This window comes from Brevundimonas fluminis (assembly GCF_003934285.1).
GTDB classification, from domain to species: domain Bacteria; phylum Pseudomonadota; class Alphaproteobacteria; order Caulobacterales; family Caulobacteraceae; genus Brevundimonas; species Brevundimonas fluminis.
This window is the reverse complement of sequence record NZ_RQWJ01000003.1, coordinates 517,390-538,342: the sequence shown is the minus strand read 5'-3', so window position 1 is coordinate 538,342 and position 20,953 is coordinate 517,390. Positions and strand designations below refer to the sequence as shown.

Genomic DNA, 20,953 nt, shown 5'->3' with positions numbered 1-20,953 from the left:
GCTTAACGCGGGTTTCCGCCATTCGCGTGACAATGCCGGCTTGCGCACGGAATGTTCACCTGTGCCGTTCATGGTCACGCGAAACCGTCGCGGGGCCCACACGACTTGAACGCCGTACTGCTATGTCTGACGACGCAGCACGACCTGGGGCTGGTCGTGGCGGCGGGCGTCCTGTGCCTGACGGGCCTGGCCACGGCCTTCGCCCTTGGCCGGCGGGCGTGGGCCGCGCAGGGCCGCAGGCGGGCGATGCTGACCGCCGGAGCCGGCGCCCTGGGCGCGCTGGCGGTCTGGACCACGCATTTCACCGCCATGCTGGGGTTCGATCCCGGTCTGGCGACGCAATACGATCTGGCCGTGACGGCGGCCTCCCTTGGCCTCGCGCTGGCCTTCGGCGTCGGCACGGCCTTCGCCGGACTGGGCGCGCCGCGGATCCGCCGCGGTCTGGCGGGCGCCCTGGCCGGTTCGGGCGTGGCGGCGATGCACTTCCTCGGCATGAGCGGCCTGCTGATGGCCGGGACGGCGGTCTGGGATTCCGGTCTGGCGGGCGTCGCCGTCGCCAGCGCCCTGATCGCCGGAACGGCCGTGGCGCTTGCGCCGCATCGCGGGGGTTGGAAGAACGGACTGTCGACGGCGCTCGGCGCGACGCTCGGGGTCTGCGCCCTGCACTTCATCGCCATGGGCGCGGTGACGGTCGTGCCGGATCCCGCGCTGGCGGGCGCGACGGGCATGGATCAGGGCGACCTGCTGACGGCGGTGGCCACGGCGGCCGCCCTGCCGGTGCTGGTGGTCGCCTTCCTGACCGGCGTGGCGCGATGGAGCGACGGCCGGACGCTGAACCAGATCCGTGAGGCCGTGGAGGCCATGCCGGACGCCATGGGCTTCTACGACGCCGATGGCCGTCTGGTGTTGTGGAACGCGCGCTACGCTGAGGTGAATCCCGAGCTGGTCGCCCAGCTGAAACCCGGCATGCGCTTCGAGGAAGTCCTGCAGATCGGACTCGACGAAGGCATCTATGCCGACGCGATCGGGCGCGAGGCGGAATGGCGTGCGGAACGTCTCGCCGCCCGCCAGCAGCTCGAAGCGACGCTGGAACAGAGGTGCGACGACGGGCGCTGGCTGCGGGTCCACGACCGACGGACCGCCAACGGCGGCATCGTCACCCTGTGCACCGACATCACCGACCTGAAGCGGGACGCCAAGGCCCTGGCCGACGCGCGCGACGCGGCCGAAGCGGCGAACGCGGCCAAGAGCCTTTTCCTCGCCAACATGAGCCACGAGATCCGCACGCCGCTGAACGGCGTGATCGGCCTCGCCCAGGCTTTGGGGCGGACCGAGCTCAAGCCCGACCAGCGGGAAATGCTGGACCTGATGCAGTCGTCCAGCCGCATGCTGCTGACCCTGCTGGGCGACATCCTGGACCTGGCGCGGATCGAAAGCGGACGGCTGTCGCTGGAGGACGAACCGTTCGCGCTGAAGGCCGCGGTGCACGAGGCGGCGGACCTGTACCGCGCCTCGGCCGCCGCCAAGGGCCTGGCGCTGATCGTGGACGTCTGCCCGACGTGCCCCGACTGGATCGCCGGCGACGTGGTGCGGCTCAAGCAGGTCATGTGCAACCTGGTCTCCAACGCGGTCAAATTCACCGAGGCGGGACTGATCAAGCTGGAGGCGCAATGCGGCCCGGCGGTGGACGGCTCACCGACGCTGCGCATCGCCGTCAGCGACACGGGAATCGGCTTCGGCCCCGAGCAGAGGGACCGGCTGTTCGGCCGGTTCGAGCAGGCGGACGGGGCGATCACGCGCCGCTACGGCGGCTCGGGCCTGGGTCTGTCGATCTGTCGCCAACTGGCGGAGATGATGGGCGGAAGTCTCGACGCCGAGAGCGAACCGGACGGAGGCTCCACCTTCCTGCTGACCGTGCCCCTGCGCGCGGCCTCGGCGCCCGCCGCGCCGGCCGCCGATGAGGCTCCCTCCCTCCCCGCGGGCGCCGCGGTCCGCGTGCTTCTGGCCGACGACCACCCGACGAACCGCAAGGTGGTCGAGCTCATCCTCGGCGCGGCGGCCGTGGAGCTGACCAGCGTCGAGAACGGCGCCGAGGCGGTCGAGGCCTATCGCTCCGGCGCCTACGACCTGGTGCTGATGGACATGCAGATGCCGGTCATGGACGGCCTGACCGCGACCCGGGCGATCCGCGAGTTCGAGTGCGAGGCCGGCCGCGCGTTGACCCCCATCGTCATGCTGACGGCCAACGCCCTGCCCGAGCACGTGGCGGCGGCGCGGGCGGCGGGCGCCGACAAGCACCTCGCCAAGCCGTTCGAAGCCGCGGAACTGCTGGCGCTGGTGACCGCGCCGGACACCGCCGTGGCGAAGGCGGCCTAGCGGGCCTCAAAAAAGCGTTCGTAGCGGGCCTGATCGGTGCCGTTGCTGAGGGGCGACAGCTCCCACGCCAGCCAGCCGGACGCCGCGCACGACAGAAGGAACAGCCCGGCGACCAGCCGCACGCCCCGATCCCTGACGATCGCCTTCATGTCCTCGACCCTCCAGCCGATCCTCGGTCGGCAGGAGCGAAACGCCGGCTTTCCTCACACGTTCCGCGAGATCAGTCGCGCGGCTCGAGCGCGCGCCAGGCGATGTCGGAACGGTGGAAGCCGCCGGGCCAGTCGATGGCCTTGACTGCGGCATAGGCGCGTTCCCTGGCCTGGGCCACGTCGTCGCCGAGGGCGCAGACGTTCAGCACGCGGCCGCCGGAGGCCACCAGGGCGCCCTTCTCGTCGCGGCGCGTGCCGGCGTGGAAGACCTGCACGTGCAGGCCGAAGTCGCGGTCGGCGCCCCGGATGATCGAGCCTTCAAGCGGACTGTCGGGATAGCCCTGCGCCGCCATGACCACGCAGACGCAGGCTTGGGGCCGGAACTCGGGCGCGGCGGGCATGCGGGACAGGTCGCCGCGCGCGCAGGCCAGCAGCCAGGGCACCACGTCGCCGGCCAGCCGCATCATCAGCACCTGGCATTCCGGGTCGCCGAAGCGGGCGTTGAACTCCACCACCTTCGGACCTGCCTCGGTCGCCATCAGGCCGCAGAAGAGGACGCCGCGGAACGGGGCGCCCTCGCGCGCCATGGCGGCGACCACGGGCGCGACGATTCGGTTTTCCGCCTCGCCCACCAGCTCCGGCGTGAAGACCGGCGCCGGGGAATAGGCGCCCATGCCGCCCGTGTTGGGACCAAGGTCGCCGTCGAAGGCGCGCTTGTGGTCCTGGGCGCCCCCGAACAGGACGGCGCGCGTGCCGTCGCAAAGGGCGAACAGGCTGCCCTCCTCCCCGTCCATGAACTCCTCGATGACGACGCGGGCGCCGGCGGCGCCGAAGCGCCCGCCCAGCATGCGGGTGATCTCGGACTCCGCATCCTTGCGATCCGGACTGATGGCCACGCCTTTTCCGGCCGCGAGGCCGTCCGCCTTGATGACGTAGGGCGGCTTGAACACCTTGAGGGCGTCCCGGGCCTCATTGAGCTTCTCATAGACGCCGAAGCCCGCGGTCGGGATGTCCCAGCGCTCCATGAAGTCCTTGGCGAACGCCTTGGACGTCTCCAGCCGCGCCGCCTTGGCCGAGGGGCCGAAGCAGGGGATGCCGGCGGCCGCCAGCCGGTCGGCGAGGCCGGCCTCCAGCGCCGACTCCGGCCCGACGACGACCAGATTTGCCTGCATCTCGCGGGCAAGGGCCGCGAGCCCCTCGGCGTCGGTGGCCTTCAGCTCGGGGCGCAGCTCGGCATGCTTGCCGATGCCCGGGTTGCCGGGGGCGCAGACCAGCCGCCGGCACAGCGGCGACTGGGCGATCTTCCACGCCAGGGCGTGCTCGCGCCCGCCCGATCCGACCAGCAGGATGTTCATCCGCCGGGGGAATGACGCGGGGCGCCCCCGGGGTCAAGGCGCGTCAGCCCCGCGCCCAGACGATGAAGGCCAGTGCCGCCAGCAGGACGACCGCGGCGGTGATCAGCCACGGCGCCAGCGCCGCCTGGCCGCTGCGTCTGGCCAGATCGCGCTCCGCCGGATCGAGCTCGCGGGGCGGCAGATCTGGGGGCTGGACGGCCATGAGGTCTCCGGTTCCGGTTTGCCGCAGGATGCGGGCGGACTACGATCAGATCATGACCGACGACTCCTATGTCTTCGAAGGCCCCGCCGAGGCGCCGCCGCCGCGGGACAACAATCCGCCGCTGTCGATCTCGGAACTGTCGTTCGCGCTGAAGCGGACGCTGGAAGACCGGTTCGGCCACGTCCGCCTGCGCGGCGAGGTTTCGAAAGTGAACCGCCACGCCTCGGGCCACGTCTATCTGACGCTGAAGGACGACAAGGCCTGCATCGACGGGGTCATCTGGAAAGGGTCCGTGCGCGGACTCGGCATCCAGCCGGAGACGGGGCTGGAAGTCATCGTCACGGGCAAGATCACCAGCTATCCGGCGCGATCCAGCTATCAGATCGTCATCGAGACGATGGAGGCGGCCGGGGCGGGCGCCCTGCTGGCGCGGCTGGAGGCGCTGAAGGCGAAGCTGCGGGACGAAGGCCTGTTCGAAGCGGCGCGCAAGAAGCCCCTGCCCGCGCATCCGGCCGTCATCGGCGTGATCACCAGCCCGACCGGCGCGGTGATCCGCGACGTTCTGCACCGCATCGCCGAGCGGTGGCCATGCCGGGTCATGGTCTGGCCCGTGGTGGTGCAGGGGGACGCGGCGGCGGCGCAGGTGGCGACGGCCATCCGCGGCTTCGACGCGCTCCAGCCCGGCGGGGAGATCCCCCGGCCGGATCTGGTGATCGTGGCGCGCGGCGGGGGATCGGTGGAGGACCTGTGGCCGTTCAACGACGAGGCGCTCGCCCGGACCGTGGCGGAAGCGCGGATTCCGATCGTTTCGGCCGTCGGGCACGAGACGGACACGACGCTGATCGACTTCGTGTCCGACCGGCGCGCGCCGACGCCGACCGGCGCGGCGGAAATGGTCACGCCGGTGCTGGCCGACCTGATCGGCTGGGTCGCGGACCTGTCGGCGCGCTCGGCGCGGGCGGCGGGACGGCTGGTCGAGGACCGGCGCACGCGCCTGCGGGCGGCGGCGCGGGGCCTGCCGGCGCGGGCCGACGACCTGCTGGCCCTGCCCCGACAGCGGCTGGATCAGGCGTCGCTGCGGCTGGGCGCGGGGCTGGAGCGTAACCGCAGCGTCCACGAGCGCCGCGCCGCGGGGGTCGGGGCGCGGCTGGGGCCGCATCTGCTGGAGCGGGCCATCGAACGGCGGCGCGCGCGGCTGGACGCGGCGACGGGGCGGCTGGCGGCGTTTCCGCTGCAGCTCGAGCGGCGCGGGGAGCGGCTGACGGCGCTGGCGCGCGCGCTCGCGACCCTCGATCCCGCGAAACCGAAACCCGGGTTCGCCCGCGTGGAGGCGGAGGACGGCGTCTGGCTGACCAGCGCGGCCGCGCTGATCCCCGGACGGGCGGTGCGCCTGGTCATGCCGGACGGATCGGCCGGGGCGACCATCGACGGCGGCGAGCCGCGCCCCGCGAAGGCGGCCGTCAGGCCGAAGACGCCGCCTCCCGAACAGGGGGCGCTGTTCTGATCTTGAGCGCCCGGCCGCCCGCCCCTAACCTGCCGGCATGAGCGATCAGGAAGCCCGCGTGTCCTATGGCGACGGCGATTTCGCCGTGGTGAAGCCGGGGCGGTTCGTCCGTTGCGCCGTGAGCGGCAAGCCGATCCCGCTGGAGGGGCTGCGTTACTGGTCGGTGCAGCGCCAGGAGGCCTATGCCGGCCCCGCCGAGGCGGCTCAGGCCCTGGGCGGGCCCCGGTGATGATGCGCCGGCGCGCGCTGCTGGCGGGCGTCGGAGGGCTGGCCGTCGCGGCGGCGGCACGGGCCGAGGTCCCGCTGGATCTGACCGGCCGATTCCAGCAGGGCGGCCACGCCATCGGGCGCACGACGCCCCGGGCCATGGTCTACGTCGACGGCGAGGCGCTGACCCAGGCCTCGGCGTCGGGCTGGTTCTTCGTCGGCTTCGACCGGGACGCGGCGGGAACCGCGGAGATCATCGTCCGGGAAGGCCGGTCCGAGACGCGCCGGGTGCTGGAGATCGCGCGGGGAAGCTTTCCCACAAGCCGGATCGACGGCCTGCCCCCTTCGACGGTCGAGCCCGCCGATCCGGCGCTGCTCGAGCGGATCCAGCGGGAGGTCGCCCTGAAGGCCGAGGGCTTCGCCAGCCGGGTCGACGGAGACGACTTCCGCGACGGTTTTCGCTGGCCGCTGGAGACCGTGCGGGTGACCAGCGGCTGGGGCGCCCAGCGCATCCTGAACGGCACGCCGGCCAGGCCCCACTACGGCATCGATCTCGGCGCCGAAGCCGGCACGCCGATCCGGGCGCCCGCGGCCGGGACCGTCACCCTCGCCGATCGGGACCTGCATTTCGAGGGCGGACTGACGCTGATCGACCACGGACAGGGGCTGATCGGCGCCTGTCTGCATCAGTCGCGCCTCCACGTGAGCAAGGGAGACCGCGTGGCGCGGGGCGACGTGATCGGACGCGTCGGGTCGAGCGGGCGGGCCACCGGACCGCATCTCTGCTGGCGCCTGAAATGGCGAGACCGGAACCTGGATCCGTCGCTGCTGGTGCGCGCCTGAGCTCCATCACCTGCGCCTATGCCGACGATGAAGAATTGTTTCAGCCGTGATTTACCGGGTCCTTACCGCTCTGTAATCTGATGGTCCGGCCGTGCTCAGACGGCGATGCGATTCCTGATCCATGTCGGCCCTGAACGCCCTTCAAGTCCTGCTGGTGGACGACAACCAGCACATGCGCGCCATCACCTCGGCGATCCTGCAGTCCGCCGGCGTCCGCAAGATCCGCGAAGTCGGCGACGGCGGCGCCGGGCTGGACGCGCTGAAGGAGCAGGCCTTCGACGTCGCCATCGTCGACTTCAACATGTTCCCGCTGGACGGGGTGGAGTTCACCCGGCTGGTCCGCAACAGCGCGGACAGCCCGAACCCCTATCTCCCGATCATCATGATGACCGGGCACTCCGAGAAGAGCCGGGTCACCGAAGCGCGCGACGCCGGCGTGACCGAGTTCGTGGTCAAGCCGATCACGGCCAAGGCCATCTTCGACCGCCTGAACGCGGTGATCTTCAAGCCCCGCCCGTTCGTGAAGACCGAAGGATACTTCGGGCCGGACCGACGCCGGACCGACGCGCGCGGCTTCAAGGGCCCCTATCGCCGGGCGACCGATGCGGAACGGGCTCAGGCCTCGGGCGACAGCGCGGCATAGACCTTGTCGGGCCACCGCTTGTGGACCCAGAACCAGTCCTCCGGGACCTCTCGCACGCGCTCCTCGACGAAGGTGGTGACGGCCTGGACCCCGCGGGCGACGTCGGCCGGGCGGTCGCCGGTCTTCTCCAGCACGATCGGTTCGTGGGCGGTGACCCGGAAGCGCACGCCGGGCAGACGGACCACGCTCATCGGCTGCAGCACCGTGCCGAAGCGCAGGGCCAGCCGTGAAGGGCCGGGCGCGGCGTTCACCGGCTGGCCGAAGAAGGTCACCTCCGGGCCTTCGTTGAACTTCTGATCGTTCATCAGGGCCACGGACTCGCCGCGCTCCAGCCCGGCCAGCAGCTCGCGCGCGCCGTCTCCGCCCTTGGGCGCGAACAGCTTCACGCCGTAGCGGGCGCGGGCGGCCCTGACCTGGGCGTCGACGTAGGGATTGTTGATGGCGCGATAGGTGATCTGGCACGGCACCCCGGCCGCGAGGATGGCGGCGGGCATGGTCTCGAAGCAGGCCAGATGGCCCGAGACGAACACCACCGGACGACCCGAGTCGCGGATGGCGTGCAGCCGGTCCAGCCCGACGATCTCAAGGCGTCCGGACTCCATCGTGATCCGGTCCAGCAGGGTCGTTTCGGCGAAGGTGCGGCCGGTGCGTTCCCAGCTTTCCAGCGCCAGCCTTTCGCGGTCGGCGGAGTTCATCTCGGGGAAGGCGATGCGCAGGTTGCGGATCACCGTGCGGTGGGTGCCCGTCTTCGGCCCGAGGGTCCGGAGCAGCCAGCCGCCGAAGTCCGAGGCCCGCTCGACCCCCAGAGCCCGCAGCAGGGTCGTCAGGCCCGCGAAGGCGACCGCCTCCAGCCGCCAGGCCAGATCCTGAGCGAGACTGGTCTTCTCACCAGGCAATGGTGATGCCGCCGTCCACGACCAGGGTCTGGCCGGTCATGTAGGTGGAGGCCGGCGAGGCCAGATAGACGGCGGCGCCCGCGATCTCGTCCGGCATGCCGATGCGGCGCAGCGGGGCCGGATCGGTCGCGACCTTCAGGATCTCCGGATTCTCCCAGAGATAGCGGGCGAAGTCGGTCTTGATCAGGCCGGGCGCGATGCAGTTCACGCGCACGTTCGAAGGCCCCCACTCGACCGCCAGGTTGCGCGCGAGCTGCATGTCGGCGGCCTTGGAGACGTTGTAGGCGCCGATCAGGGCGTTGCCGCGCAGGCCGCCGATGGACGAGACGATGATGATCGACCCGTCCTTCCGCTCCAGCATCTCCGGCGCGACCATCTGGATCAGCCAGTGGTTGGAGACGACGTTGTTCTGAAGGATCTTGTCGAACTGCTCGTCCGAGATGCCCGCCATCGGCCCGGCATAGGGGTTCGACGCGGCGTTGCAGACCAGGACGTCGATCCGGCCGAAGGCGGCGCGGGTCCGGTCCACCAGCCGCTGCAGGTCCTCCTTCGAGGCTATGTTGGCAGGGACGGCGACGGCGCGGCCGGCGCCGAAGCGGGCGTTGATCTCGGCCGCCACATCGTCGCAGGGCCCGGGCTTGCGCGACGAGATGACGACGTTGGCGCCGTGCTCGGCCAGCCGCTCGGCGATCGCCCTGCCGATGCCGCGCGAGGAGCCGGTGATCACGGCCGTCTTGCCGGTGAGGTCGAACAATTCCATCGGCGGCCCCTTCATTCCCAAGTTTCTGCGGCCCGTCTCTGGCCGTTCCGACGCAATAGCCGGATACTCGGGCGATTCCACCCGGAAAGGGTCATCTGTCCCGATGCGCGCGGTCACCACGGGCTTCCTGTTCTTCGGCTATCTGTTCCTCGGCATGACCGTGGGCGCCCTGCTGTGGCGGGGCGGTCTGGGCGTCGGGGCCGGCGTGGCCGGGGCCCTGGGGACGCTGGGGGTGCTGGCCGCCGTCCACGTGGCCGTCGCCTCGGCGGCGCGCGCGCGGGCGCTGTCGGCCGAGATCGGTCAGGTGCGCGAGGCGCATCGCCTGTTGGCCGACGCGATGGAGCAGACCCAGGGCGCCCTGTCGGACCTGGCCCAGGCCATCGAGAGCGGCCCGCTGTCCCGGGCCGAGGAGCTGACCGGGGAAGTCCGCATGCTGGAGACGCTGATCCAGCAGATGAGCGAGAGCGTGGATCAGCGCCTGGCCGACGCCCGCCCGCCCGCCAGCCCGTTCGAGGACCGTCATCGCCGCGCCGCGGACGCCCTGCTGCGCACCGTGCACGACGCCCTGACGGAGAACCGCGTCGACCTGTATCTGCAGCCGGTGGTCAGCCTGCCGCAGCGTCGGACGGTCTTCTACGAAAGCTTCACCCGCCTGCGCGATTCGACCGACCGGGTGATGATGCCGGCCGAGTATCTGTCGATCGCCGAGGGCGAGGGACTGGTGCCGGCCATCGACAACCTGTTGCTGTTCCGCTGCGCCCAGATCGTGCGGCGCCTGGCGCGACAGGACCGCAAGGTCGGGGTGTTCTGCAACGTCGCGCTGTCGTCTCTGGGCGACGAGACCTTCTTCCCGCAGTTCCTCGAGTTCCTGAGCCAGAACCGCGACCTGAACCAGGCCCTGATCTTCGAGCTGGGGCAGGCCAATTTCGACGCCCGCGGCGCGGTCGAGGCGCGCAACATGGCCAAGCTGGCCGACCTCGGCTTCCGCTTCTCCATCGACAAGGTGCAGACGCTGGATCTGGACTTCGCCGACCTGCAGCGGTCGGACGTGCGGTTCGTGAAGGTGGCGGCCGATCTTCTGATCGAGCAGCTGCTGGACCTGGACGGCGCGGCGCCCCTGCCCTCGCTGCCCGACATCCGCGCCGCGGACTTCGCCGGGCTGACCCGGCGCTACGGCATCGAGGTGATCGCCGAGAAATGCGAAAGCGAGCGCCAGATCGTCGACGTTCTGGAGCTGGACGTCGGCATCGGACAGGGCCACCTGTTCGGCGAGCCGCGCGCCATAAAGGAAGACGTGCTGGCCGAGACGGATCCGCCCGCCGAATTCCTGCGCTCCACCCTGCGCACGGCGGAGACGCGGCGGCGCCGCGTCGGCTAGCCTTGACCGTCGCCGCCTGCTAACCGCGCCGCATGAAGATCCCCCGCATCGCCTGGGCGGCCTACGGCTTCGCCCTCCTCATCATCCTGCTGGATCAGGCCACCAAGGCCTGGGTGCTGGGATCCGCCGACGTGTCCGACGTGTCGATGATCCCCAGCGGACACCGCTTCGCCGAGATCATTCCGGGCATCTTCCAGATCACCATGGTCCGCAACACCGGCGTCAGCTTCGGCCTGTTCGGCGGCGGCGAGGCGCGCTGGGCGCTGACGGTCTTCTCGGTGCTCGTGTCCGGCTTCCTGGTCTGGTGGGCGACGCGGACCGACCGCCGGATCCTGATCACCGCGATCGGGCTCGTGATCGGCGGGGCGATCGGCAACGCGATCGACCGCTTCCAGTACGGCTACGTCGTGGACTTCCTGGACTTCTCGGGCACGGGCGTGTTCCCCTGGGTCTTCAACGTCGCCGACGCGGCGATCACCGTCGGCGTCATCCTGCTGTTCGTCGACGGTTTCCTCAGCGACCGCCGCCGACCGGCTCAGGTTGGCGCAGCCCCCGAAAAGTCGTAATCACCCGCTCTTGAAGTCCGATGCGCAGTCGTGCGCCCGGCCCGCCGTCGTGAGTTGAGACCCATGTCGATCCGCAAGTACGCCGCCTTCGGCCTCGTCGCCGCCACCGCCCTCTCGCTGGGCGCCTGCGGAAACGTTCGCCAGTCGCTGGGCATGACCCGGGTCACGCCGGACGAGTTCCTGACCGTGTCGACGGCGCCGCTCAGCCTGCCGCCGGAATACGGTCTGCGTCCGCCGCAGCCGGGCCAGCCGCGCCCGCAGGACGTGACGCCCGAGGTCGAGGCCCGCCGCATCCTGGCGACCGAGCGCGGCGCCGTGGTCCGGTCCGAGGGTGAGCAGGCCCTCGCCGCTCGCGTCGGGGCGGGCACCGAGGCCGTGGACAGCCGCGTCCGCTACATGGTCGACGACGAGTTCGGCGACCTGGCCCACAAGGAGACCAGCTGGGCCGACCGCGTCATGTTCTGGCGCCGTGACGACGCCGCCACCCAGGGCGCCACCCAGATCACCACCAGCCAGGGCGCCGTCACCATCGACGCCACCACCGAGTACGAGCGGATGCAGCAGCTGACGGGCGGCCAGAACGCCATCGTCATCACGCCGCGCCGCGCCGGCGGCGGTTTCAAGCTGCCGGGCCTGTAAGGCTCAGGCCGTCAGAACCCGGGGGAGCTTGAAGGTGACGGTCTCGCGCAGGCCGTCGTCCTCGCTGACCTCGGCGTCGAAACGCGCGCAGACGGCGTCGATCACGCCCTGAACCAGGCTTTCCGGGGCGGAGGCGCCCGCGGTGACGCCGAGCGAGCGGACGCCCTCGAACCACGCCCAGTCGATCTGCGCGGCGTCGTCCACGAGATGCGCCGCCACGGCCCCCGCCCGCTGCGCCACCTCGACCAGCCGGACCGAGTTGGACGAGTTCTTCGAGCCAACCACCAACACCAGATCGCTCACCGCGCCGAGACGCTTCACCGCCTCCTGCCGGTTCGTCGTGGCGTAGCAGATGTCTTCCTTGTGCGGGTCCGGCAGCTCCGGGAAGCGCCGCTTCAGCGCGGCGAGGATCTCCGCCGTGTCGTCGACCGACAGGGTCGTCTGGGTGGCGTAGGCCAGGGGCGCGTGGACGGGTCGTACGAAGGTCTCGGCATCCCCGACGGTTTCGATCAGGGTGATGGCGCCGGGCGGCAGCTGCCCCATGGTGCCGATGACCTCCGGATGGCCGGCGTGTCCGATCAGAAGGATGTGACGCCCCGCCGCGTGGTGGCGCTCCGCCTCGACGTGGACCTTGGACACCAGCGGACAGGTGGCGTCCAGGAAGAGCATCTCCCGCGAGCGGGCCGTGGCCGGCACGGACTTGGGCACCCCGTGGGCCGAGAAGACCACCGGCCGGTCGTCGGGGCAGTCGTCCAGTTCCTTGACGAAGACGGCGCCCATGGCCTTCAGCCGGTCGACGACGTGCTTGTTGTGCACGATCTCGTGGCGGACGTAGACCGGCGCCCCGTACTTCTCCAGCGCGCGCTCGACGATCTGGATGGCCCGGTCCACGCCCGCACAGAAACCGCGCGGCGCGGCCAGCCGCACGGTCATCGGGCGGCGCGTGTCGTCGACGACGGCGGGCGTGGGGGGCATGGCGCACATCTAGAGGTTCGAGCCCCCCCGCGCCACCTCCCCGGCGGGTTTGCCGCGCCTCCGTTTAGCCGCTATCAGCGGTAAGCGTCTTACCGGGCGGGGCCGCAAGCCCGCGCCCCGCTCCCAGCCGGATATCTGAACATGCGTCGCGTCCTTCCGCTTCTTCTCGTCGCCGGCCTGGCCGCCGCGGCCGTGCCGACCGTCGCCTCGGCCCAGTCCCAACCCGGGCGGGGTCAGACCGCCGACGGTCAGGAAGCCAACCAGCGCGCGCGCCAACCCCGCATCGCCCCCCTGTCGCGCCGCGCCAACGCCGGGCCCTGCCCCACCGTGCGGATCCTGTACGACGCCGCCCGCTATGTGGAGCTGACCGACGGCCAGGCCCGCGCGGCCAGCGTCGGGTACACGGGCGAGATCGAGGGCGTGAACTCGGATTGCACCTATCGCAACGACGACCCGATCACGATCGACATCGACATGCTGTTCCGGCTGGGCAAGGGGCCCGCGGCGCAGGGCGAGGGCCGGACCTACCGCTACTGGGTGGCCGTGACGGCCCGCGACCGCGCCGTCCTGCACAAGGAATACTTCGACCTGCCGGTCGCCTTCACCCAGGGGTCCGACCGCATGGACGCCCACGAGCAGCAGCGGATCGTCATTCCTCGCGCGGAGGCGACGACGTCGGGCGAGAACTTCGAAGTCCTGATCGGCTTCGACGTGACGCCGGAGCAGGCCGAGTTCAACCGCAACGGCAGCCGCTTCTGCGTCGACGCCGTCGGGACCGATCCGGGCACCTGCGTCCGCAGATGAGCGCTCTGAGAACCGACCTGGGCGAAGCGGTCGCGGCCGCCTTCGCCGCCGAAGGCGTGGACGCGTCGACCGTGCGCGTGACCGCGTCGGACCGGCCCGACCTGGCCGACTTCCAGTCCAACGCCGCCCTGGCCCTGGCGAAGATCACCAAGGCCAATCCGCGCGAGCTGGCGGGCCGCGTGGCCGCGCGGCTGGAGGGCGACGCGCGGCTGGCGGCCGTCGAGGTCGCAGGGCCGGGATTCATCAACCTGAAGGTGGCCGACGCCGCCTTGGCCGCGCGGGCCGCCGAGGTGGCGGGCGACGCCGAGCGCGCCGGCGCCGAAGCGGTGGCCGGGCCGCGTCGCGTGGTCATCGACTTCGCCGGGCCGAACGTCGCCAAGCCGATGCACGTCGGCCATCTGCGCAGCTCGATCATCGGCGAGAGCTTGAAGCGCCTTTTCCGCTTCCGGGGCGACACCGTCTGGGGCGACGCCCACTTCGGCGACTGGGGCTTCCAGATGGGGCTGCTGATCACCGCCCTGACCGAGGAGGGCCGCGCAGACGCCTATCTGGCCGAGGCCGGTCCCCATCCCTCCGAAAGCCCGGTGACGCTGGAGGATCTGGAACGGCTGTATCCCGCCGCCGCCGCCCGCGCGAAGGAAGAGCCGGAGTTCCGCGACCGCGCCCGCAAGGCGACGGCCGCCTTGCAGGCCGGCCATACTGGCTATCGCGCTCTATGGGCGCACTTCGTGGCCGTCAGCCGGACGGCGCTGGAACGCGAGTTCTCGGCCCTGGGCGTGACGTTCGACCTGTGGAACGGCGAGAGCGACGCCGACCCCCTGATCCCCGACATGGTCGCCGACCTGAAGGCGCGCGGACTGGCGGAGTTCGACCAGGGCGCCTGGATCATCCGCGTGACCGAAGAGGGCGAGAAGCGCGAGCTGGCGCCCCTGCTGCTGGTCTCGTCCGAGGGCTCGGCCATGTACGGGACCACCGATCTGGCCACCATCCTGCAACGCCGCCGCGAGCAGGACTTCGACCTGGTCCTGTACTGCGTCGACGCGCGTCAGGGCGACCATTTCGAACAGGTGTTCCGCGCCGCCTACAAGGCGGGCTACGCCGTGCCCGGCCAGCTGGAACACGCCGCCAACGGCACGATGAACGGCCCGGACGGCAAGCCCTTCAAGACCCGCGCGGGCGGGGTGCTGAAGCTGCACGACCTGATCACCATGGCGACCGACAAGGCGCGCGAGCGCCTGCGCGAAGCCCATCTCGGCGAGGACGCCTCGGCCGAGGAGTTCGAGGCCATCGCCCACAAGGTGGCGGTCGCTGCCCTGAAGTTCGCCGACCTGTCGAACGCGCGCACCACCAGCTACGTCTTCGATCTGGACCGCTTCACCAGCTTCGAGGGCAAGACCGGGCCCTACCTTCTGTACCAGGCCGTCCGCATCAAATCCCTGCTGCGCAAGGCCGCCGATCAGGGCGCGGCGCCGGGCCCCATCGCCGTCGCCGAGCCGGCCGAGCGCGACCTCGCCCTGACGCTGGACGCCTTCGAACAGGCGGTGGACGACGCCTACGCCAAACGCGCCCCGCACGTGGTGGCGGAGCATGCCTATCGCTTGGCGCAGAGCTTCTCGAAATTCTACGCCGCCTGCCCCGTGCTGGCCCCGGGCCACGAAGCCACGCGCGGTTCGCGCCTGGCCCTGTCCGCTGCGGCGCTTAGGCAGTTGGAGACGGCGCTGGACCTTCTGGGCATCGACGTGCCGGAGCGGATGTAGTCTCCTCCGCTTCGGAGGACGCCATGACCGATCTCGCCGCCTACGTCGCGGGCCTGCCCAAGGCCGAGCTGCACCTGCACATAGAGGGCTCGCTGGAGCCGGAGCAGATGTTCGAGTTCGCGCGGCGCAACCGCGTGGCCATTCCGTTCGACAGCGTCGAGGCGGTGCGCGCGGCCTACGACTTCTCGAACCTGCAGGACTTCCTCGACATCTACTACGCCGGGGCCGACGTTCTGAGGACCGAGGCTGACTTCCACGACCTGGCCGTCGCCTATTTCCGGCGCGCGGCGGCGGACGGCGTCCGGCACGCCGAGATCTTCTTCGACCCCCAGACGCATACCGACCGCGGCCTGCCCTTCGGCGTCGCCGCGGACGGCCTTCTGTCGGGGATGAAGGCGGCGGAAGCCGAGCTCGGCGTCACGTCCAGGCTGATCCTCTGCTTCCTGCGCCATCTGGATGAGGACGCGGCGTTCGACACCCTGCGCGCCGCCGAGCCCTGGCTTGACCGCATCGTCGGCGTGGGCCTGGACTCGTCGGAAGTCGGGCATCCGCCGTCGAAGTTCCGGCGCGTGTTCGAGCGGGCCGGAGAGATGGGTCTGAAACGCGTGGCTCACGCCGGCGAGGAAGGCCCGCCGGAATATGTGCAGGAGGCGCTGGACCTGCTGCACATCGACCGCATGGACCACGGCAACCGGTCGATGGAGGACGAGCGCCTGATCGAACGCCTCGCCGACGAACGAATGACCCTGACGGTCTGCCCGCTGTCGAACCTGAAGCTGTGCGTGGTGAAGGACCTGAAGTACCACCCCGTGCCCGAGATGCTGCGGCGGGGGCTGCACGTCACGCTGAACTCGGACGATCCGGCCTATTTCGGCGGCTATGTGAACGACAACTACGTGCGGCTGGCCGAGGCGGTCGGGCTGACGCGTGAGCAGCTGACCCAGCTGGCCCGCAACAGCTTCGAGGGGTCGTTCCTGAGCGACGGCGAGAAGGCTGCGCGGATCTCCGAGGTCGACGCCTACGCCCGCACCTAGACCAGCGCTTCGAACTCGTCGATCAGCCGTTCCAGCCGCTTCGTGCCGATCAGCCAGAAGGCCGGGTCGCGCGGATTGAGGCCGAAGGGCCTGAGCGCCTCGACGTAGGTCTTCGTCCCGCCGGCGGCCAGCAGGTCGCGGTACAGCGGCGTGAACCCCTCAGGATCGGTTCGGCGCGTCTCCATCAGCGCCGCCGTCAGCAGGTCTCCGAACGCGTAGGCGTAGACGTAGAAGGGCGAGTGGACGAAGTGGGACACATAGGCCCACCAGACGTCATAGCCCTCGTTCAGCGTCACCGCCGGCCCCAGCGAGGCGCCCATCTCCTCCAGCCAGATCCGGCCGATCCGCTCGACCGACAGCTCGCCGCCCGCCCGCTCCTCGTGGAACCGCGTCTCGAACCGGTGGAAGGCGATCTGACGCACCACCGTGTTCAGCCCGTCCTCGATCTTGCCGGCCAGCAGCCCGCGCCGCTCCGCCGGCGCGGCCTCGGCCAGCAGCCGGTCGAACGTCAGCCCCTCGGCGAAGATGGACGCCGTCTCCGCCAGCGTCAGCGGCGTGTCGGCCAGCAGCGTCCCCTGATCGGCCGCCAGGGTCTGGTGCACGCCGTGCCCCAGCTCATGCGCCAGCGTCAGCACGTCGCGACGCTCCCCCATCCAGTTCAGGAATACGTAGGGGTGGCGATTGGCGGTCACCGGGTGGGCATAGGCGCCCGACTGCTTGCCCGGCCGCGCCCGCGCGTCGATCCAGGGCCTGTCGAAGAAGCCTCGCGCCCGGTCGGCGAACTCGGGTCCGAGCGCCGCGAAGCTGTCCAGCACCACCTCGCGTCCCCGCCCCCAGTCGAAGGCGCGCGGCGCTTTCGTGTCCAGCGGCGCGTTGCGGTCCCAGTGATCCAGCGTCGGCTTGCCGAGAACGCGCGCCTTCAGGGCGTAATAGCGATGGGACAGGCTCGGATACGCCTGCGCCACCGCGTCCGCCATGGCGTCCACCGCCTCGCCGTCGACCTCATTGGCGAGGTGCCGACCGTCGGCGGGCCGCGCGAAGCCGCGCTTGCGGGCTTCCAGCGCGTGCTCGGCGGCGACCGTGTTCAGCACCATGGCCAGCACGCGGGACTCGCCGCGCAGGGCCTCGGTCAGCCCTTCGGCCGCGGCCTTGCGGCGCGCGGGCTTGGGGTCCGAAAGGCGGTTCAGGGTTTCGGCGAGGGTCAGGCCGTCCTTGCCGGCCCTCACCTTCAGCGCCGCCAGGGTCTCGTCGAACAGACGGGGCCACTGCGCCGAGATCGGCATGCGCTCGGCCAGGAAGGTCTCGAGCTCGGGCGACAGCTCGTGCGGCTTCTGCGCCCGCACCCGGCGCAGCCAGGGCCGCCAACGCGCGGCGGCGGGATGCGCCGCCAGAGCCGCCTCGATCTCGGCCTCCTCGAGCCGGTTGATCTCCAGCGTGAGCCAGACGGTCGGCGTGGCGACGGCGGTGATCTTCTCCCGCACGTCGGCCTCGAACCCCTGCGCCGCCGCGTCGTCGCGGGCGGTGGAGGCGGCGAGGAAGGCGTAAGCGGCGACCCCGCCGAGCGCGTCCGAGGCCTGCTCGTACAGGGTCACGGCGCGATCCAGTCGGGCGCCCAGCTCGGCCGGATGCTCGCGGGCGGCGATCAGTTGCCCCTCCAGCGCCCCCAGCTCGGCCACGCCCGCGCGCGCGGCGTCCAGGTCGGCGGCGATCCGGGCGTCGTCGCGCGAGGCGTAGAGGTCGGACAGGTCCCACAGGGGGGCTTCGGCGTCGGGGCTCTTGAAGGGCGCGTTCATGGGGTCAGGTATGGGGTGGCGCTCCCGCCGGAGCAAGGCGACGCCGGGTCCGAATGCCGCCAGACAGGTTGCGCCGCCCGCACGACCTTCCTCCCATGACCTGGACGATCCACGCCCTGCCCCTGACCCTTTTCCGGGCCATGTTCGACCTGACGGACGTCGAGCTCGACGCGCTCGGCGCACGCCGCATGACGGCCGACGCGCCCCATGCCGCCCCGTGCCGGGTGTCGCTGAAGGACGCCACTCCGGGCGAGCGGCTGATCCTGGTCAATCACGTGCACCTCGACGCTCCCGGCTCGCCGTACAGGCAGGGCGGACCGGTGTTCGTGCGCGAGGCGGCGCGGGAGGCGGCCCCGACCGCAGAGGTTCCCGACATGCTGGCCCGACGCCTGCTGTCGGTGCGCGCCTTCGACGCCGACGCTCTGATGATCGGCGCCGAGGTTCTGGACGGGCGCGATCTTGCGAACTGGCTGGATCGCGCGTTCGCCGACGAAGCGGCGTCGCGGGTGCAGATTCACACCGCGCGTCGCGGGTGCTTTCTGGCAGAGGCCCGGCCGGATTAACCCTCCGCTCACCACGCCGCCCAACCCGATCTTCACGGGCCCTCCCGTAAAACCGTCCCGAAATGGGTCGCTTTCGGGCGGCGATGCGGGGCTGAAGACGATGGCCAAGACGGTTCTGGTGGTGGACGACGACCCCACCCAGCGACGCCTGATCCAGGCGGTGCTGGAGCGCGAGGGGCTGGGCACAGCCCAGGCCGAGACGGGCGGTCAGGCGATCGACCGGATGACCGCCGGCGGCGGCGCGGACCTGATCCTGCTGGACATGGTGATGCCGGGCATGACCGGGCTGGAATGTCTGGCCGAGTTGCGCGCGGCGGGCGTGTCGGCGCCGGTCATCGTGCTGACGGCCAACGGCGGCATCGAGACCGTGGTCAAGGCCATGCAGGCCGGGGCCCAGGATTTCTTCGTCAAGCCGGTGTCCCCCGAGCGCCTCATGGTCGGCGTGCGCAACGCCCTGCAGCTGACCCAGCTGACGGCCGAGGTCGGGCGGCTGAAGAAGCAGGCGGCCAACCGCACGACCTTCGACGATCTGGTCGGCCAGAGCCCGGCCATGCGTCAGGTGAAGGCCATGGGATCGCGCGCGGCGAAGTCCGGCATCCCGGTTCTGATCACCGGAGAGAGCGGCGTCGGCAAGGAGGTCATCGCCCGCGCCCTGCACGGCGCCAGCGAACGCGGCGGCAAGCCCTTCGTGGCGGTGAACTGCGGCGCCCTGCCCGCCAATCTGGTGGAGTCGATCCTGTTCGGCCATGAGAAGGGCAGCTTCACCGGCGCCACCGACAAGCACCTTGGCAAGTTCAAGGAGGCCGACGGCGGCACCCTGTTCCTGGACGAGATCGGCGAGCTGCCGCTGGACATGCAGGTGAAGCTGCTGCGCGCGCTGCAGGAGGGCGAGATCGATCCGGTGGGATCCAAGCGCCCTGTGAAGATCGACGTGCGCATCGTCTCGGCCACCAACCGCGATCTGGCCGAACAGGTGAAGGCCGGAGCGTTCCGCGAGGACCTGTTCTATCGCCTGAACGTCTTCCCGATCGAGGCCCCGGCCCTGCGCGAACGGCGCGAGGACATTCCGGCGCTGGTGGATCATTTCGTGGGTCGATTCAACGTTGAGGAGGGCAAGCGGGTGATGGGCTGCGCGCCCGAGACCCTGGCCCTGCTGACCGCCTTCGACTGGCCCGGCAACGTGCGCCAGCTGGAGAACGCGGTGTACCGCGCCATCATCCTGGCCGACGCGCCGTATCTCCAGCCGCACGACTTCCCGGCGATCTCCGGGGTGGCCATGCCGGTGCTGGAGAGCGCGCCCCGGCCGGCCGCCGGGCCTCTGCCCACCGCGGATCACGTCGGCGTCGAGATGCCGCCGGCGCCGGAGGTGCCGATCCGCATCCTGGACGAGCGCGGCCATCTGCGGACGCTCGAGGAGATCGAGCGGGATCTGATCCAGCACGCCATCGAGGTCTATGCCGGCCACATGTCGGAGATCGCGCGGCGCCTGGGGATCGGGCGGTCGACGCTGTACCGCAAGGTCCGCGAGCAGGGGCTGGAGGAGCAGATCAAGGAGGCGGGGTGAGGGTCTGAGGCGTCTCCCTCCCCTTCAAGGGGAGGGTGGCTGGCGCGGAGCGCCAGACGGGTGGGAGGGACCGGGTGAGCGGCCCTCCAAAGCCTCAGCCTGTCGCGCCGCATCCCTCCCACCCTGTCGTCGCTTCGCGCCGACATCCCTCCCCTGAAGGGGGAGGGAAAACGTCAGTCGCGCTTCTTCTCCCCCTTCGCCTTCTTCGCGATCTCCTTCAGCTTGCGCCCTTGCATGGCCGACAGCGCCTGACCGGGCGCGCCCTTCTCAGGGTCGGCGAAGGCGCGGCCGTGGGTCTTCACGCGCTCGCCGACCGATTGGAGGAACTCGCCTTCCCATTCAGAGAGCGTCACGCCGGCCTTGTCGGCTGCGCGTTTCGCGCGTTTCAGGGCGCTGAGGGCGGCGCGCTTCGTCGCCTCGCGCTGGGCCTCGAAGGGCGACGGCGGGGCCTTTGACGCGCGAGGCGTTTTCGCGGACGGGGGCTTGCGAGTCAGCCCGCCGGAGCGTTTGAGCTCGCCCGTCCGCTTCAGCGTCAGATCTCGCCCAGCGCCGAGAGATAGAGGTCCAGGATGGCCTCCTCCTCCTGGCGCTTGGCCTTGTCCTGCTTGCGGATGCGCAGAACCTTGCGCAGGGTCTTGACGTCGTAGCCCTCGCCCTTGGCCTCGGCGAAGACCTCCTTCATGTCGCCCGCGATGGCGGCCTTGTCCTCTTCGAGGCGCTCCAGACGCTCCACGATGGTGCGCAGGCGGCCCTGGGCGGTCGAGGTCAGGACGTCGGGCGAGGAATCGAAGGCGGCGTCGTCGGGCATTGGTCTTCCTTGGGCGCTGACGCTCGCGACGCGGTCGCTCGCTGCCTGAGCGCGATGAGCTCGGTGGATCAGGCTTAATGAGGGCCCGCAGCGCGCTCAACCGCGGGCAAGCAAAAGGCCGCGGACGAACGCCCGCG

22 protein-coding genes are annotated in these 20,953 nt (G+C 70.9%); 13 read left to right on the top strand and 9 right to left on the bottom strand.

The window, feature by feature from the left end; translation table 11 throughout:
- The first annotated feature begins 105 nt into the window (after positions 1-105).
- Positions 106-2,376: an ATP-binding protein gene (locus EFJ44_RS07610; protein ID WP_241209712.1), complete on the top strand. Its 2,271-nt coding sequence runs from the start codon at positions 106-108 to the stop codon at positions 2,374-2,376.
- Here the strand turns inward: EFJ44_RS07610 and EFJ44_RS13825 are convergent.
- From EFJ44_RS13825 to EFJ44_RS13820, 3 genes are all read right to left on the bottom strand, one after another.
- Positions 2,373-2,525: a hypothetical protein gene (locus tag EFJ44_RS13825; protein WP_164511882.1), complete on the bottom strand. Its 153-nt coding sequence runs from the start codon at positions 2,523-2,525 to the stop codon at positions 2,373-2,375. The two genes, EFJ44_RS07610 and EFJ44_RS13825, sit on opposite strands and share 4 nt — an antisense overlap.
- Positions 2,526-2,596: 71 nt before the next feature.
- Positions 2,597-3,880 carry a phosphoribosylamine--glycine ligase gene (gene purD, locus EFJ44_RS07605; RefSeq protein ID WP_125256587.1) on the bottom strand — a complete coding sequence of 428 codons (1,284 nt, stop codon included), beginning with the start codon at positions 3,878-3,880 and terminating at the stop codon, positions 2,597-2,599.
- A 43-nt stretch (positions 3,881-3,923) separates the two neighbouring features.
- A complete protein-coding gene (locus tag EFJ44_RS13820) occupies positions 3,924-4,082 on the bottom strand; it encodes a hypothetical protein (protein WP_164511881.1) in 159 nt (52 codons plus the stop codon).
- A gap of 52 nt (positions 4,083-4,134) precedes the next feature.
- On the opposite strand from EFJ44_RS13820, the gene xseA reads away from it, so the two are divergent.
- The 4 genes from xseA (at position 4,135) to EFJ44_RS07585 (ending at position 7,279) form a co-directional block, all read left to right on the top strand.
- Entirely contained in the window at positions 4,135-5,586 is a 1,452-nt protein-coding gene (gene xseA / locus EFJ44_RS07600; protein ID WP_125256586.1) for an exodeoxyribonuclease VII large subunit, read from the top strand.
- Between the two features lie 37 nt (positions 5,587-5,623).
- Positions 5,624-5,815 (top strand): DUF2093 domain-containing protein, encoded by a 192-nt coding sequence (locus EFJ44_RS07595; RefSeq protein ID WP_125256585.1) that lies wholly within the window; start codon positions 5,624-5,626, stop codon positions 5,813-5,815.
- The gene (locus EFJ44_RS07590; RefSeq protein WP_125256584.1) at positions 5,815-6,636 is read left to right on the top strand and encodes a M23 family metallopeptidase; all 822 of its coding nucleotides are present in this window, start codon (positions 5,815-5,817) and stop codon (positions 6,634-6,636) included. The genes EFJ44_RS07595 and EFJ44_RS07590 overlap by 1 nt, the downstream gene beginning before the upstream one ends.
- A gap of 121 nt (positions 6,637-6,757) precedes the next feature.
- On the top strand, positions 6,758-7,279 hold the full coding sequence (locus tag EFJ44_RS07585) for a response regulator (RefSeq protein WP_125256583.1): 522 nt from the start codon (positions 6,758-6,760) through the stop codon (positions 7,277-7,279).
- Here EFJ44_RS07585 and EFJ44_RS07580 read toward each other — a convergent pair.
- Together EFJ44_RS07580 and EFJ44_RS07575 are read right to left on the bottom strand one after the other, a co-directional pair.
- Positions 7,252-8,175: a lysophospholipid acyltransferase family protein gene (locus EFJ44_RS07580; protein WP_125256582.1), complete on the bottom strand. Its 924-nt coding sequence runs from the start codon at positions 8,173-8,175 to the stop codon at positions 7,252-7,254. The two genes, EFJ44_RS07585 and EFJ44_RS07580, sit on opposite strands and share 28 nt — an antisense overlap.
- The gene (locus tag EFJ44_RS07575) at positions 8,165-8,935 is read right to left on the bottom strand and encodes an SDR family NAD(P)-dependent oxidoreductase (protein WP_125256581.1); all 771 of its coding nucleotides are present in this window, start codon (positions 8,933-8,935) and stop codon (positions 8,165-8,167) included. Before EFJ44_RS07575 ends, EFJ44_RS07580 begins: the two co-directional genes overlap by 11 nt.
- Before the next feature lie 103 nt (positions 8,936-9,038).
- Between EFJ44_RS07575 and tipF the strand changes: the two genes are divergently transcribed.
- The 3 genes from tipF to EFJ44_RS07560 all read left to right on the top strand — a co-directional run bounded on the left by tipF (position 9,039) and on the right by EFJ44_RS07560 (position 11,518).
- Positions 9,039-10,313 (top strand): flagella assembly cyclic-di-GMP phosphodiesterase TipF, encoded by a 1,275-nt coding sequence (gene tipF, locus EFJ44_RS07570; protein ID WP_125256580.1) that lies wholly within the window; start codon positions 9,039-9,041, stop codon positions 10,311-10,313.
- Between the two features lie 32 nt (positions 10,314-10,345).
- Positions 10,346-10,879 (top strand): signal peptidase II, encoded by a 534-nt coding sequence (gene lspA, locus EFJ44_RS07565; protein ID WP_125256579.1) that lies wholly within the window; start codon positions 10,346-10,348, stop codon positions 10,877-10,879.
- A gap of 63 nt (positions 10,880-10,942) precedes the next feature.
- Positions 10,943-11,518, top strand: coding sequence for a DUF3035 domain-containing protein (locus EFJ44_RS07560; protein ID WP_125256578.1), 576 nt, complete (start codon positions 10,943-10,945; stop codon positions 11,516-11,518).
- Positions 11,519-11,521: 3 nt separating this feature from the next.
- Here EFJ44_RS07560 and ispH read toward each other — a convergent pair whose 3' ends face one another.
- Positions 11,522-12,493: a 4-hydroxy-3-methylbut-2-enyl diphosphate reductase gene (gene ispH, locus EFJ44_RS07555; RefSeq protein ID WP_125256577.1), complete on the bottom strand. Its 972-nt coding sequence runs from the start codon at positions 12,491-12,493 to the stop codon at positions 11,522-11,524.
- A gap of 141 nt (positions 12,494-12,634) precedes the next feature.
- Here ispH and EFJ44_RS07550 point away from each other — a divergent pair, with 141 nt between their 5' ends.
- The 3 genes from EFJ44_RS07550 to EFJ44_RS07540 are packed head-to-tail and all read left to right on the top strand — an operon-like array spanning position 12,635 to position 16,088.
- The gene (locus EFJ44_RS07550; RefSeq protein WP_125256576.1) at positions 12,635-13,297 is read left to right on the top strand and encodes a Tat pathway signal sequence domain protein; all 663 of its coding nucleotides are present in this window, start codon (positions 12,635-12,637) and stop codon (positions 13,295-13,297) included.
- Positions 13,294-15,054: an arginine--tRNA ligase gene (argS, locus tag EFJ44_RS07545; RefSeq protein ID WP_125256575.1), complete on the top strand. Its 1,761-nt coding sequence runs from the start codon at positions 13,294-13,296 to the stop codon at positions 15,052-15,054. The genes EFJ44_RS07550 and argS overlap by 4 nt, the downstream gene beginning before the upstream one ends.
- Positions 15,055-15,077: 23 nt before the next feature.
- A complete protein-coding gene (locus tag EFJ44_RS07540) occupies positions 15,078-16,088 on the top strand; it encodes an adenosine deaminase (protein WP_125256574.1) in 1,011 nt (336 codons plus the stop codon).
- On the opposite strand, the gene EFJ44_RS07535 is transcribed toward EFJ44_RS07540, so the two are convergent.
- Complete coding sequence (locus tag EFJ44_RS07535) at positions 16,085-17,881, bottom strand: M3 family oligoendopeptidase (protein ID WP_125256573.1); 1,797 nt, start codon at positions 17,879-17,881, stop codon at positions 16,085-16,087. The two genes, EFJ44_RS07540 and EFJ44_RS07535, sit on opposite strands and share 4 nt — an antisense overlap.
- Before the next feature lie 95 nt (positions 17,882-17,976).
- On the opposite strand from EFJ44_RS07535, the gene EFJ44_RS07530 reads away from it, so the two are divergent.
- Positions 17,977-18,444, top strand: coding sequence for a DUF1203 domain-containing protein (locus EFJ44_RS07530; RefSeq protein ID WP_164511880.1), 468 nt, complete (start codon positions 17,977-17,979; stop codon positions 18,442-18,444).
- Positions 18,445-18,544: 100 nt separating this feature from the next.
- A complete protein-coding gene (locus EFJ44_RS07525) occupies positions 18,545-20,008 on the top strand; it encodes a sigma-54-dependent transcriptional regulator (RefSeq protein ID WP_125256571.1) in 1,464 nt (487 codons plus the stop codon).
- Between the two features lie 173 nt (positions 20,009-20,181).
- Here EFJ44_RS07525 and EFJ44_RS07520 read toward each other — a convergent pair whose 3' ends face one another.
- Both EFJ44_RS07520 and gapR read right to left on the bottom strand, forming a co-directional pair.
- Positions 20,182-20,502 (bottom strand): hypothetical protein, encoded by a 321-nt coding sequence (locus tag EFJ44_RS07520; RefSeq protein WP_420897386.1) that lies wholly within the window; start codon positions 20,500-20,502, stop codon positions 20,182-20,184.
- A 38-nt stretch (positions 20,503-20,540) separates the two neighbouring features.
- Positions 20,541-20,816, bottom strand: a complete 276-nt coding sequence (gapR, locus tag EFJ44_RS07515) for a nucleoid-associated protein GapR (RefSeq protein ID WP_125256570.1) — start codon at positions 20,814-20,816, stop codon at positions 20,541-20,543.
- Positions 20,817-20,953 lie beyond the last annotated feature (137 nt).

What these genes read in the sequence shown, in the direction of transcription:
- EFJ44_RS13825 (WP_164511882.1), bottom strand. Translation starts at nt 2,525, where the DNA reads ATGAAGGCGATCGTCAGGGATCGGGGCGTGCGGCTGGTCGCCGGGCTG.
- purD (WP_125256587.1), bottom strand. Translation starts at nt 3,880, where the DNA reads ATGAACATCCTGCTGGTCGGATCGGGCGGGCGCGAGCACGCCCTGGCG.
- EFJ44_RS13820 (WP_164511881.1), bottom strand. Translation starts at nt 4,082, where the DNA reads ATGGCCGTCCAGCCCCCAGATCTGCCGCCCCGCGAGCTCGATCCGGCG.
- xseA (WP_125256586.1), top strand. Translation starts at nt 4,135, where the DNA reads ATGACCGACGACTCCTATGTCTTCGAAGGCCCCGCCGAGGCGCCGCCG.
- EFJ44_RS07595 (WP_125256585.1), top strand. Translation starts at nt 5,624, where the DNA reads ATGAGCGATCAGGAAGCCCGCGTGTCCTATGGCGACGGCGATTTCGCC.
- EFJ44_RS07590 (WP_125256584.1), top strand. Translation starts at nt 5,815, where the DNA reads ATGATGCGCCGGCGCGCGCTGCTGGCGGGCGTCGGAGGGCTGGCCGTC.
- EFJ44_RS07585 (WP_125256583.1), top strand. Translation starts at nt 6,758, where the DNA reads ATGTCGGCCCTGAACGCCCTTCAAGTCCTGCTGGTGGACGACAACCAG.
- EFJ44_RS07575 (WP_125256581.1), bottom strand. Translation starts at nt 8,935, where the DNA reads ATGGAATTGTTCGACCTCACCGGCAAGACGGCCGTGATCACCGGCTCC.
- tipF (WP_125256580.1), top strand. Translation starts at nt 9,039, where the DNA reads ATGCGCGCGGTCACCACGGGCTTCCTGTTCTTCGGCTATCTGTTCCTC.
- lspA (WP_125256579.1), top strand. Translation starts at nt 10,346, where the DNA reads ATGAAGATCCCCCGCATCGCCTGGGCGGCCTACGGCTTCGCCCTCCTC.
- EFJ44_RS07560 (WP_125256578.1), top strand. Translation starts at nt 10,943, where the DNA reads ATGTCGATCCGCAAGTACGCCGCCTTCGGCCTCGTCGCCGCCACCGCC.
- ispH (WP_125256577.1), bottom strand. Translation starts at nt 12,493, where the DNA reads ATGCCCCCCACGCCCGCCGTCGTCGACGACACGCGCCGCCCGATGACC.
- EFJ44_RS07550 (WP_125256576.1), top strand. Translation starts at nt 12,635, where the DNA reads ATGCGTCGCGTCCTTCCGCTTCTTCTCGTCGCCGGCCTGGCCGCCGCG.
- argS (WP_125256575.1), top strand. Translation starts at nt 13,294, where the DNA reads ATGAGCGCTCTGAGAACCGACCTGGGCGAAGCGGTCGCGGCCGCCTTC.
- EFJ44_RS07540 (WP_125256574.1), top strand. Translation starts at nt 15,078, where the DNA reads ATGACCGATCTCGCCGCCTACGTCGCGGGCCTGCCCAAGGCCGAGCTG.
- EFJ44_RS07535 (WP_125256573.1), bottom strand. Translation starts at nt 17,881, where the DNA reads ATGAACGCGCCCTTCAAGAGCCCCGACGCCGAAGCCCCCCTGTGGGAC.
- EFJ44_RS07530 (WP_164511880.1), top strand. Translation starts at nt 17,977, where the DNA reads ATGACCTGGACGATCCACGCCCTGCCCCTGACCCTTTTCCGGGCCATG.
- EFJ44_RS07525 (WP_125256571.1), top strand. Translation starts at nt 18,545, where the DNA reads ATGGCCAAGACGGTTCTGGTGGTGGACGACGACCCCACCCAGCGACGC.
- gapR (WP_125256570.1), bottom strand. Translation starts at nt 20,816, where the DNA reads ATGCCCGACGACGCCGCCTTCGATTCCTCGCCCGACGTCCTGACCTCG.